An 11,974-nucleotide genomic window follows, 5' to 3' on the forward strand; every position below is an offset into this window, starting at 1 on the left:
GGTTACCTCAGATCGTCGGTGTAGGTGCGCGTGACGACGCGCTTGTCGCTGTTCGGGAAAAGATGCGCGTACAGGGCGCTGAAGTAGCTGTCGGTCATCGACGAGATGTAGTCGACCACGATGGTGTCGGGATCTTCCCTCAGGTAGCTCTCTCGCGTGATGCTGTGCGATTTGCGCGCCAGGTAGCCCACGTGGTGCCTGAACACCGGGGAGGACTCGTCTTTTCGCCGCAGATCGCCCAACAGCTTCTCGTACAGCTCCTCGAACATCTCCTGCATCATGTCGGCATGCGCGTCGGACATGCCCTCGCGCCGATAGATGAGGGCGTAGTTCTGCTCTTTGGCGCGCTTGATATCCCTGAAGGCTTCGGGGCTCATGCTGATGCGGTCGCGTCCGAAGCTGTGGTTGACGATATCGACGATCATGTTGTTGAGGATCATGACGTTGGATCTGCCGATGTAGTTGCTCTCGAACGCGTCGAACGAGTCGATGACGCCCATATCGAGCGCATCGATGCGGTCCTTGCCCAGATACGCGATCATATCGGCCATGCGGACTACGCAGCCCTCAAGGGTGGACGGGCGCAGCGAGGCGATGACCGTCTGATCGACGATGCAGGATTCAACCAGCTCGTCAAGCTGGTCGAAGCTGCCCAGATTTCCGACGCTCAGCTCCTGTTTGGCGAATTCCCCGTTGTGGCAGAGCGCCCCGTCGAGGGTCTGCAGACTGATGTTGCGACGGTACAGGCGATCCATCACGCGTACGCTTTGGACGTTGTGGTTGAAGAAGCGCCCTGTGCGCGCATGGTAGCAGGTGCTGAGGAACTTCTCGCCCGCATGGCCGAAGGGGGTGTGCCCAAGATCGTGCCCGAGCGCTATGGCTTCGGTAAGGGAGACGTTCAAGCCCAGAAGCGAGCTGATCGAGCGCGCGACGCGGGCGACCAGCTGCACATGGAGGGCGCGTCGGCAGATGTCGTCGTTTTCCACGAATGAGAACACCTGCGTCTTGTCCGCGTAGCGGTTGTAGGCGGGGATATTGATGATCTTCTCGATATCGCGCTCGAACGCGGGCCGAACGAGGGTCGCGCGGTCGTGGTCGCGCGGCGAGCGCCGCACGACGTCCTCGTCACGAAAGGCGTGGGGGTTGGGCTTGCCTGAGTTGCGTTGCTCTCGGATGGCGCCCTCGATTGCGGGATCGAGCGCAAGGTAGCTGATATCGCTCATAAAACGGCTCCAATCTCGGTGTTTCAGCGTCATTGTATCAGCAGTCTTTCGGTTCGGAGCGCTTCGGGGTGCGCCGTGCGTTTGCGGTATACTTCAAGCGGTAATTGAGCCCGGGCATTTCTCTTGGAGGCGATATATGAGCAGCACCGCCACATACCTTACCTGGTTGGGGATACTGTGCGCCGTCATGGCCACGTTCGGCGTCGGCGTTTTCGTTATCGGGTACAAAGATCCCAGCATGGGCCGCGTCATGACGGTGGTCGTGCTGTACCTCGCGTCGGGTCTTTTGCTGTGGCAGGCCCGCCGTCGCAGGATCTGCCGATCCGACTCCGAATCGGATCAGCGGAATTAAGAGCCCGTATCGCATGGCAGGCGGGATAAGCGAGGACGATCTCCGAAAGGTGCGCGAAGCGAGTGATCTGGTGTCGATCGTGGGCGAGCGCGTGCCCGTGAAGCAGCGCGGCCGCGACTTTTGGTGCTGCTGTCCCTTTCATCAGGAGAAAACTCCGTCGTGCAAGATAGACCCCCACTCCCAGCTGTGGCATTGCTTCGGTTGCGGAGAAGGCGGCGACGTGTTCACCTTCGTCATGAAGCTCGATGGGCTGTCGTTTCCCGATGCGGTGCGTTCTCTGGCGCAGCGCGCGGGCATCGAACTGTCTGATTCGGGCGGCCCGCGCGTACCCGACAGCAAGAAGGCGAGGCTGAAAGAGGTGTGCGCGGCTGCAGCCGAGTTCTACCATCTGCAGCTCATGCGCTCGCCTTCGCCCGAAGCAGCCGCCGCTCGATCGTATCTGGCGAACAGGGGGTTCGGCGGGGACGTGCCCAAGCGCTGGAACCTGGGTTTTGCGCCGGGATCGGGCTCGCTTGTGCGCCATCTTGCGTCGAAGAAGATTTCGGTATCGGATATGATCGAGGCGAACGTTGCCCTCAAAGGCCGCGACGGGCGTCCGCGCGATCGGTTCTACCATCGAATCATGTTTCCCATCTGCGATCAGATCGGCGATTGCATCGCTTTCGGAGGCCGCGTGGTGGGCGCCGGAGAGCCGAAGTACCTGAATTCCCAAGAAACGCCCCTGTTCCATAAGTCGCAGGTGCTCTACGGTCTCGACAAGGCGAAAGCGGATATGGCTGCAACGGGTGCGGCCCTTATCACCGAGGGGTACACCGACGTGATCGCTCTTTACGAGGCCGGTGTCCGCAATGCGGTCGCCACGCTGGGAACGGCGCTCACCATGAGCCATATCCGCACTATCTCGCGCCATGCGAAGAAGCGCATCGTGTATCTGTTCGACGGAGACGCTGCAGGTCAGCGCGCGGCCGACCGCGCGCTCGAGTTCATCGACGAGAGTATGACCCCCGAGGCGGGGCGTGCGCGCATAGAGTTGTGCGCGGTTACGCTTCCCCATAATCAGGATCCTGCCGAATTCGTCGCCGCGCAGGGGGCCGATGCGCTAAACGAGTTGGTCGGCAAAGCGGTTCCGCTTCTGACGTACGGCATCGAGCGCAGGCTGGCCCGCCACGACCTGGCGACGGCCGAGGGGCGAACCCGTGCGCTGGCCGACGCGCTGTCGGTGCTCGCACCCATCAAGAATTCGCTGCTTGCGAAGGATTACGCCCATCAGATCGCCGACCGCTGCCGCGCGCGGGAGGAGGACGCCCTGGTGATGCTCGCCCGTTTGCGGCCCCCGCAGCGGGCTTCCGAGGATGAAGGCGCTTTTTCCCTGCGGCAGCCGGGCGTTTCCCAGGCGTCCGGTTCGGAGGGGTCGCCCTCTGCCTTGCAGCCATCCGTGCGGATCGAGCAGGCAGAAAGCAACCGACGTCGCATCGAGCGCGATTTTCTGTGTCTGTGCGCGCGGGCGCCCCATCTGGCGCTCGCCAAAGCCGATGCGCTTGTGCAGACGCATTGGCATCTGCCGGTTCACGAGGTTTTGGCCCGAAGCATCGCCGACACCCTTGCCGAGCGCCCGTCTGCCTCGGCGGGCGAGATCGTCACGGCTGCTGCCACCGCCGAGCAAAGGGCGCCGCGCATACTGACGGCCGGTTCGGCTCGCGAAGGGGTCGATGACGCGGTGCTCGCCGACTACCTTGCCGACGAGCTGGCGATCGGTGATATGGAAGACGATATCGAGGCCGTGCGCGGCCAGCTGTCCGGCGCGAGCGGGCTTTCTCCCGATGAAAGAGACCTGATGTTCCAAAGCGTGGTTGCCTCCCAAAAGCAATTGCGCGCTTTGAAGGCGGCGCATAAGCTGCCGGTTTCCTAAGGGCGCGGTTCTTTGAGCCGAGACGTGTTGTTAGGTTGTCGTTTGGCTTTCGTTTGGCAGCGTGGCGGGTTGCCCTCTCTTCGAGACGCTATACTGCACGTAAGTTTTGCTTACCGACGCACCTCGTGCGTTCTTTGATAACTGAAGGATGGTTACGATGCTCAAAGTGGTCCAATCGCCGGATCCCCTGCTGAATACGGTGTGCGAACCGTGCGATCTGGGGGATAAAAGTTTGAAGAGGCTGTCTACCCAGATGGCGCACACGATGTATAAGAACAACGGGGTGGGGATCGCCGCCCCCCAGGTGGGTGTGCTCAAGCGCCTCATCGTGGTCGACTGCGACTGGGACGAGCATCAGCGCGATCCTTTGGTTCTCGTCAACCCCGAACTGGTCGATACCTGGGGGGATCCCGTCGTCGATCACGAGGGCTGCCTGTCTGTTCCGGGCATTTCGGCGCCCGTTTCGCGCGCCCCCTGGGCTCGCGTGCGCTACTTCGACTTTTCGGGCGAGCAGTGGGAAATCGAGAGCGACGGTCTTTTGGGTCGCTGCCTTCAACACGAGATCGACCATCTGAACGGGCGCACGCTTTTCGAGAGTTGCGTTCCCGAAGCGCGCATCAACCTGCTTGCCGCCTACGAGCGGGCGCGTCTCGAAGGCGCTCGTCCCGGTGAAACCGCTATCGAAGTGGGTATCGACTGATGCGCGCAGTCTTTATGGGGACGCCTCCCATCGCGGCGACGATCCTCGAGTCGCTTGCGGAAAGCCACGAGGTCGTGTCGGTGTACTCGCGGCCCGATGCGGTGCGCAAGCGCGGCAACGAGCTGTCGGCGTCTCCGGTCAAGCAATTGGCCGAGCGTTTGGGTATCCCGGTTCGCACGCCCGAAACTCTGCGCGATCCCGATGAAATCGCGTATCTTGAAAGCCTTGCCCCCGATGTCATCTGCGTGGCGGCCTACGGAGCGCTGCTTCCGGAAGCGGTGCTTTCGATCCCGCGTCACGGTTGCCTGAACGTTCACGCATCGTCGCTTCCGCGCTGGCGCGGCGCGGCTCCCATAGAACGCGCCATACTTGCGGGCGACGAATTCGCGGGCGTATGCGTCATGCGGATGGAAGCGGGTCTCGATACAGGCGATTTCGCCTGCTTGCGCGAGGTCGAAATCGGCTCGAGCAGCGCAGAGGATCTTACCGAGCGGCTCGCACGCTGCGGCGCCGAAGCGCTTGTCGAGGCCCTTGATTTGGCCGCCCGCTGCGAACTTTCCTGGACGCCCCAAAACGAAGGCTTTGCCACCTATGCCGGCAAGATCGACAAGGGAGAGCTCGACCCGCAGTTGGGCGACGCCGCTTTGGAGATCGAGCGGAAGGTGCGGGCATCGAGCGCGGCGCATCCTTCGCATGCGGTCATAGCCGGGCGCCCGGTTACCCTTGAATCGGTTCGGGTCCTGACCGAACCCGACGACGAGCAGCTGACTGCGGGACTTCAAGCCGGTCAGGTGCGTTTCGTGCGCAAGCGCTTCGTCCTCAAATGCTCTGATGGAGCCGTTGAGGTGCTGGGGTTGAAACCCAAGGGAAAGACATCGATGGACGCCCGGTCGTTTGCAGCGGGCATCCAAAACGTGAAGAACATCGTCATGGAGTGGGGGACCGAATAATGGGCGAAAGCCAACCTGGTAAGCATCGCGACGACAGGGGTCGCAAGGGGCGTCCGACCGGGCAGGGCGGAGCGCATCGTTCCTTCTCCCGTTCGGGTGGGGAGTCGTCGCGCCCTCGATCGAACCGCTTCTCGTCCGGAGCGGAGCGCGGGCGTGTTCCGCGTACGGAGGGCGGCTCGTCCGGGGCAGCGCCGGGCTCTCGCATCAAGGATCATCGCTCGGTTGGTAGCAGCGCATCTTCCGATGGGCGCTCTTCGCGTTTCGGCAAGGGAGGGGAAGGTCGCGATCGCAGCGAAGGTTCTCGCTTCGGGGGCGCGAAGCGACGCTCCGACGACCGCAGGTCGCTTGACGGGTCGCGCGAACGCGGCGACAAACGCGGGTTCTCCCATCGCGATGACAAGCGAGACGGTAAGCGCGGTTTTGCGGGTCGCGATGAGAGGCGCGGCAATCGTCGCGGCTCGGAGGGCAAGGATCGGCGAAGCGCCTCCAAGGGCAAGGCGGCTCGGGAGGGTCGCGCGAAGAAGGTGTTCGTTCCCCGCAATAAAAAGGCGTTCAACGAACGGCAGATCGCCCGCCTGGTCGACGAGACCGCCGGTATCTACCGCGGCGAGCTCGATCCCAAGCTGGGGCAGCGTACGAAGATCGCGCCGGGCCGCAACACGCGCGAAAAGCTTGAAGAGCTGCGCGAGGTCGAAAGGGAGAAACGCGCCGACGAGAAGAAGCGCGGCGGCGGCCCCGATACCAACGAGGATGGGACGGTGCGGTTCTACAAGAACGCCGCCAGTCCCGCTCGTTTGGCGGCGCTCCAGGTCACGCGCATTGTTCGCATGCGCGAAGCGTACGCGCAGGAAATCATCGAGACCGTGGTCGATTCCTCGAGCATGTCCGAGGCCGACCGGGCGTTCGCCACGCTCTTGTCGCTGGGCGTCGTGAGCACGTACGGCGTGCTCGACGAGATCATCAATCGCGCGCTCGACCGTCCGGCCGACGCCTTCAGCGATGTGCGCGATGCGCTGCGCATCTCCACCTACGAGCTCGTATTCCTGGGAAAGCAATCTCATGCGGCCATCGATCAGGGGGTCGAGCTGGTCCGCGCGATCTCGCCGTCGGCGCATGGTCTGGGCAACGCGATTCTGCATCGGATCGAACGCATGAGGGGCGAGTTCCCCTTCGGTGATCCGAACACCGATCTCGATGCGCTCGCTCGCGTGTACGCCTTTCCGAAGTGGATGACCCGCCGTCTGATCGAGGACATGGGCGCCAAGGATGCGGCGACGTTTTTGCGCGTCTCGAACGACCCGGCTCCTCTTTTCATCGCCGTGAATGCCCTGAAGGCGACCGACGAGGAGGTTTTCGAGACTTTCGCCCGCCATGACGTTGTGCTTACGCCCGCTCTGGCGAACGGTGCCGAGGTTGCCGGGTGCTTTCACGTGTCCAATCCGCGTGTGCTGTCCGAAGCGTCCATCGCCCGTTTGTTCGAAGAGGGCAAGATTCTCGTATCCGATGCATCGGCCCAGCTGATCGCTTCGCGCGTACTGGGTGACGAGAAGCCTTCGTCGGTGCTTGAGGTGGGGGCTGGGCGCGGAACCAAGACCATCCTCATCCAAAGCGATGCCCAGCGTCGTTTCGGGTCGCAGGTCGACCTCACTTCGCTCGACCTTCACGAGTTTAAGGTGGGGCTGCTGCGCGACCGTGCGCGCGTTTACGGTGCCGAGCTCGCCGATGCGGTCGTTGGGAATGCGACGCGTCTTGAAACGGTTCTGGGAGATCGCGCGTTCTCTACGGTATTCGTGGACGCGCCCTGCTCGGGCTTGGGGACGCTGCGCCGCCACCCCGAGATTCGCTGGCGCATCAACGAGCAGCATATCGATGCGGTGGCCGAGACCTCGTTTGCTATGCTGTGCAGCGCAGCCGAGCATGTGGAAGAGGGCGGTCGCTTGGTCTTTTCCACCTGCACCGTTACGTATGATGAGAACACCGGCATGGTAAAGCGTTTTCTCGAAAGCCCCGCCGGATCGCGGTTCTCGCTTGCGCCGCTCGACGGTGCTCCGTGCATATCCACCAAGCTGGACGAAGGGTCTTCCGACGCGCATTTTGCCGCGTGCTTCGTTCGGAAGGGCTAAGGGGCTTCGCGCTTTTGCCCGGCGCCGACCCGATGGCGCCGTACCGCCGCTTTTCGGATGATGAGCCCTGCTGCGGGCAAAAACCTTGTCGCTCGCCGTCTTTTCGGGCGGCGAGCGGTCGTTTAGAGGTAGAATCGCGCTGATTGGGTACCGTCGCATCGAGTTTCAACCGAAAGGTGAGGGGAATGCACAACGCACGCATCATGGAGATTCTGAACGTTGCCGAAAAAGCTGCGATCGCAAGTGCGGAATGGAACGGCTTGGGTGACAAGATGGCGGCTGACCAGGCCGCTACGACTGCGATGCGCGAGGCGTTCAACGAAATCGACTTCTCCGGGCGCATCGTTATCGGAGAAGGCGAGCGCGACGAGGCCCCCATGCTGTTCATCGGCGAAGAGCTTGGTCGCGGCGGCGAGGAGATCGACATCGCGGTCGATCCTTTGGAGGGAACGAACCTGTGCGCTGCGATGAAGCCGAACGCCCTGTGCACCATCGCCATCGCCCCGCGTGGCTCGCTTCTGTTCGCCCCCGACACCTACATGCAGAAGATCGCGGTGGGTCCTGCGGCCGCCGATGCGATCCATATCGACAAGAGTCCTGCGGACAACGTGCGCGATGTTGCCCGTGCTTTGGATAAGCCCGTCGAGGAGCTGTGCGTGTGCATCCTCGACCGCTCCCGCCATGCCGACCTTATCGCCGAGGTTCGTTCCACCGGCGCACGCGTGCGCCTCATCGACGATGGCGATGTGTTCGGCGCCATCGCCACGGCGGTTCCGGGAACCGGGATTGACCTGTACATGGGTTCGGGCGGTGCTCCCGAAGGCGTGCTGGCCTGCACGGGCCTCAAGGCCATCGGCGGTTCGTTCATGGGTCGTTTGCGTTTCGACCTGGATAAGGACGGCGTCGAGAAGCGCGCTCGCGCCGAAAGGACCGCCGAGATCGACCTTGACGGCGTTTTGACCATGGACATGCTGGTGCGTTCCGACGATGCTGCCTTCCTCGCCTGCGGCGTTACGGATGGCGAGATGGTGTCGGGTGTCTCGAAAGCGGGCGGGTCCATCACCACCGAAAGCGTTGTGATGAATGCCGCCGACCGTACGGTGCGTTTCGTGAAAACGTGCCATCGCGGCGAAAACGGCGTGGTGCGTTTCCGTTAAGCCCTTAAGAGGGCGAAAAGCAAGGGGCCGTACGTTTTGTCGGCGGTTATAGGCACGACGGCAGTCTATTTCGCTTTATATCACGGAGAAGTTGCCGCATGGCTGTAAGTCGGAAGCGCCGCTTTGCTTTTCATCGGTTGGGCGAAGTTTCGACTTCGCGGGCGCAGTTTGGCCAGACCCATTCGAGCCTGCTTGCAGACTTAGCCGAACGGGTTTTCGAAATAGATCTCCGTCCCGGGGGGGACTGCGGACATTTTTTGTCCCGTTTATGCGGCTAATTCTATCGATTGTCGGTATTGAGCGGGGCTTTGCCAGCCAAGGTTTTGCTGGATGCGTCCTTCGTTGTAGTAACGCAACCAAGCATTCAACCTGGCGATGAGCTCGTTAACGGTTACACCTGCCCAGTTAGTGGAGTAGAAGAACTCGTTCTTGAGTCTGGCAGGAAAAATTTGCTCCCTGTCTCTCTAGAGAATCAGACGCTCTCTTCAGATTCAAATAGCTATATATTTTCTAGAGTTTTTGGGGAAATATTTGTAAATTTATCACTGGAAACCGGGAAATGTTGACCGACACGGCGAGCTAGGTAAAAATACTTCCTCCATTGCAGTATTCCCGCAAAGAGAAAGAGAGAACACCGCATTGAATACTAAAAAAACCAAATGCCTAGCTGCAGCACTATCACTGGGTATCGGTTTCACGATTGCCACTCCGATTGCCACTCCGAATGCTTTCGGAGCCAATAAACCAGCACCGGACTCCACCCCAGTTTCTTCGACCAATACTAAAACTTCCTTAACCCGTGAGCAGCTACAAGCCGCTATTAAAAACGCTACAAATGAAGCTGCTCAGGCTAAGAAAAATCTTGATGAAAAGACTGCCTTATTGAATGAGGCAAAGAAAACATATGATAAGGCCGTTTCAGCAGTAGAAGCCAAACAGGCCGAAGTTAAAGATTTGCAAACGCAAATTGAAGCTTTGTCGCAGAAAAAAGAAGAAGCTGAAAAAGCCGTTCAAGCTGCAAAAGATAAATTGGAAAAAGCTATCAAGGACTCTGGTGCTGCTGACGAGCTTAAGAGGCTAGAAGAGGCTCAAAAAGTAGCTGCAAAAGAGGCTGAGGAAGCGGCTGCAACCGAGCTTTCAGCAAAACAGAAGCTAGAGAAAGCTCAGCAAGAGAAGAATCGAGCCGACGAAAAAGTTGCTGAGCTTGAAAAAGCAGTTGGCTTAGCTACCGAAAAAGTTAATGAGGCTAAAACCCAGATTAACCAGCTTGAACAAAAACAAAAAACGCTCAAAGAAACCATTGAGCAGTTACAGAAAAATCACCCGAATATTGCTGGTGAATTGCAAAAAGCAAAAAGTCAACTAGCAGAAGCTGATACAACCAAAAAAGAGAAGGAAGCATTCCTTACTAAAAAGACCAACGAGTATGAGAAGCTCGCAGAAGAGGCAGAATCCGCTAGGGACGCAGTCACTACCCTGAACAAGAAGTTGGAAGAAAAACGGGCTCACCATGAGGAGCTTAAGGAAGAGAACAAACAGAGCCTTAAGCAAATTAACGAGCTTGAAAATAAGAAAAAGACATTCCAGGCTGATCTAGAGCAGAAACAACAAGAAATTGAGTCTTGTGACCAGGGTATCAAGCGGGCACAAGCGGATTATGAAGCAGCGCTAGCCGAAGACAAGAAGCAATCTACCGCCGAGACACAGAATAAAATTAAGAATGCTGAAAAGAAGAAACAGCTAGAAGAAAAGAATAAGAAGACAGCCGAAAGGGAAGCTGATGCCCTAAAAGCTGAGGTTGATGCTTTGACAGAAAGAATTCCTACCTTAAGGAATGAACTTCTGAAAAAGGAAGTTGAAAGAGGAACTCTAGAAGCTGACATCAAACAACTTGATCAAGAGCTTCAGACGAAAACGCGCACTGCCGAGAATCTCTTCAAAAAAGCAGACGAAGCCGAAGAAACCCAAAAAGAAGCTAAAAAAGCAGCTGATGCTGCCATAAGAGATTACGAGAATAAAAAACGTACTGCGGATGAGCGAGAGGCAGTTGCAAAGAAGCTAGAAAAAGCCATACAAGACGAAAAAGAAGCTACGCAGGAAAAGCAGCAATTCGAAAGCCTACTAGCTGAAGCCCAAAATAATCTGAATTCAGCGATAAGCAACAAGGAACAGGCCGAGAAAAACGTTGAATTGAAAGATAAACAGCTTAAACAAGAACAGGCAACTGAGAAAAAAGCCGAGGAGGAAAAGCGAGCTGCAGAAGAAACGCTTTCCCAAGCGAATTCTGATTTGAAGAAGGCCATGGATAAGGATGCGTCTGTCGCCTCTGCCAACGAAGCGCTTCAGGAAGCGAAGCTGAACTTGGTCAACGCCCAGGAAACTTGGGAAGCTAAGAACGAGGCGTTAGCAAAAGCGCGGCAGAACCTATCTGAGTTGAAAACTACTGAAGAAGCTGCTAAAGCCGCTTTAGAATCTGCCACATCAGAACTTAACAAAGCTAAACAATCTAGCGAAGAACTAGAGAGCAAGTTAGCTGAACTACGAGCTGATCTGCAGACTACGAAAATGCTTTCTAATGCTACAGACCCCTCTACAGACTCATCTAGTGCGCGAAAAAATAATTCAAAGAACAAGCGCGACAGTCAGCAGCCAAAGGCAGAACAGCTTCCGAATACCGGCGAAGACATCGCACTATTACCCGTGGGAGCAGGTATCTCTTTGCTAGGCATTAGCATCCTTGGAGCTAGAAAACGCCGAGCTGAATAGGAAAGGCAGATTAAGTCAATCTGATATGTGATGCATAAATTTGTATTGACCATCGCTGATGGACAATAACCGCCAGATCCAATACAAGCGTTAGACCTGGAGATAATGCAGGAGCACATACAGAATATAATCAGCAACGGATACATCCAAGAGGGGGCGACTCGTACCACACGGTATGAGCCGCCCCCCTCTTATTTATGGCAAGTCCGTATTATTCGGGCATTGGCCCTTCGGATCCCTACACATCCGCAAAGGCTGGACAGGACGATAGCGAAAGACATGGCGCATGCCTTCGGTATGATTCGAGTTGTCTAGATTCGATCATGCTAAGGCGGCACAGCCATGTTCGCACCCATCGTAACAGTCGATTACGAGGCGATAAAGGCCGACTTGTCCGAGCTCGTGAGAAAAACCGTCGAGGACGCCCTGAACGCACTGCTCGCGCAGGAAGCCGACGACCTCATAGGCGCCGAGCGCGAGGCGTACCGCGCCGGCCACTACGACCGCGGGCTCACCACCACGTCCGACGAGGTGACGATCCACATGCCCAAGTTCAAGGGCATGAGGTTCGCGACGGCCATCATAGAGCGCTACAAGCGCCGGGAGACCAGCGTCGAAGAGGCGATGATCGAGATGTACCTGGCGGGCGTCTCCACCAGGCGCATCGAGGACGCCTTTGGCCGCCGTCCGGTTGGCCTTCATCTCGGCCGCAACCGAAGAGGGCGGCCTTCCGAGGTCGGAGGCGATCCGCCTAGCGCTGAGCCGCGCGTCCGGGCCCCTCTCGATCGCGGCCC

Annotated in this window: 9 protein-coding genes and 1 pseudogene; 8 read left to right on the forward strand and 2 right to left on the reverse strand. The window is 58.4% G+C overall.

Annotated elements, in window-relative coordinates; all coding sequences use genetic code 11:
* Positions 1-2: 2 nt before the first annotated feature.
* The gene (locus EIH26_RS05475; protein WP_124061238.1) at positions 3-1,223 is read right to left on the reverse strand and encodes a deoxyguanosinetriphosphate triphosphohydrolase family protein; all 1,221 of its coding nucleotides are present in this window, start codon (positions 1,221-1,223) and stop codon (positions 3-5) included.
* A gap of 136 nt (positions 1,224-1,359) precedes the next feature.
* Between EIH26_RS05475 and EIH26_RS05480 the strand changes: the two genes are divergently transcribed.
* The 6 genes from EIH26_RS05480 (at position 1,360) to glpX (ending at position 8,414) form a co-directional block, all read left to right on the forward strand.
* Positions 1,360-1,575: a hypothetical protein gene (locus EIH26_RS05480; RefSeq protein WP_124061239.1), complete on the forward strand. Its 216-nt coding sequence runs from the start codon at positions 1,360-1,362 to the stop codon at positions 1,573-1,575.
* Positions 1,576-1,588: 13 nt separating this feature from the next.
* Complete coding sequence (gene dnaG / locus EIH26_RS05485; protein ID WP_124061240.1) at positions 1,589-3,484, forward strand: DNA primase; 1,896 nt, start codon at positions 1,589-1,591, stop codon at positions 3,482-3,484.
* A gap of 157 nt (positions 3,485-3,641) precedes the next feature.
* Positions 3,642-4,184 carry a peptide deformylase gene (gene def / locus EIH26_RS05490; protein WP_370453757.1) on the forward strand — a complete coding sequence of 181 codons (543 nt, stop codon included), beginning with the start codon at positions 3,642-3,644 and terminating at the stop codon, positions 4,182-4,184.
* Positions 4,184-5,134, forward strand: coding sequence for a methionyl-tRNA formyltransferase (gene fmt, locus EIH26_RS05495; RefSeq protein ID WP_124061242.1), 951 nt, complete (start codon positions 4,184-4,186; stop codon positions 5,132-5,134). The genes def and fmt overlap by 1 nt, the downstream gene beginning before the upstream one ends.
* Complete coding sequence (locus EIH26_RS05500; protein ID WP_124061243.1) at positions 5,134-7,257, forward strand: transcription antitermination factor NusB; 2,124 nt, start codon at positions 5,134-5,136, stop codon at positions 7,255-7,257. Before fmt ends, EIH26_RS05500 begins: the two co-directional genes overlap by 1 nt.
* A gap of 185 nt (positions 7,258-7,442) precedes the next feature.
* The gene (gene glpX / locus EIH26_RS05505) at positions 7,443-8,414 is read left to right on the forward strand and encodes a class II fructose-bisphosphatase (protein ID WP_124061244.1); all 972 of its coding nucleotides are present in this window, start codon (positions 7,443-7,445) and stop codon (positions 8,412-8,414) included.
* Between the two features lie 266 nt (positions 8,415-8,680).
* Here the strand turns inward: glpX and EIH26_RS08670 are convergent, their stop codons facing one another.
* Complete coding sequence (locus tag EIH26_RS08670; protein ID WP_124061799.1) at positions 8,681-8,863, reverse strand: IS3 family transposase; 183 nt, start codon at positions 8,861-8,863, stop codon at positions 8,681-8,683.
* A 190-nt stretch (positions 8,864-9,053) separates the two neighbouring features.
* On the opposite strand from EIH26_RS08670, the gene EIH26_RS05515 reads away from it, so the two are divergent.
* Together EIH26_RS05515 and EIH26_RS08675 are read left to right on the forward strand one after the other, a co-directional pair.
* Positions 9,054-11,180 carry an LPXTG cell wall anchor domain-containing protein gene (locus tag EIH26_RS05515; protein ID WP_124061245.1) on the forward strand — a complete coding sequence of 709 codons (2,127 nt, stop codon included), beginning with the start codon at positions 9,054-9,056 and terminating at the stop codon, positions 11,178-11,180.
* A gap of 342 nt (positions 11,181-11,522) precedes the next feature.
* A pseudogene (locus EIH26_RS08675) lies at positions 11,523-11,852 on the forward strand (transposase); the annotation flags it as partial.
* Positions 11,853-11,974 lie beyond the last annotated feature (122 nt).

The sequence above is a fragment of the Gordonibacter sp. Marseille-P4307 genome, assembly GCF_900604965.1.
GTDB lineage: Bacteria > Actinomycetota > Coriobacteriia > Coriobacteriales > Eggerthellaceae > Berryella.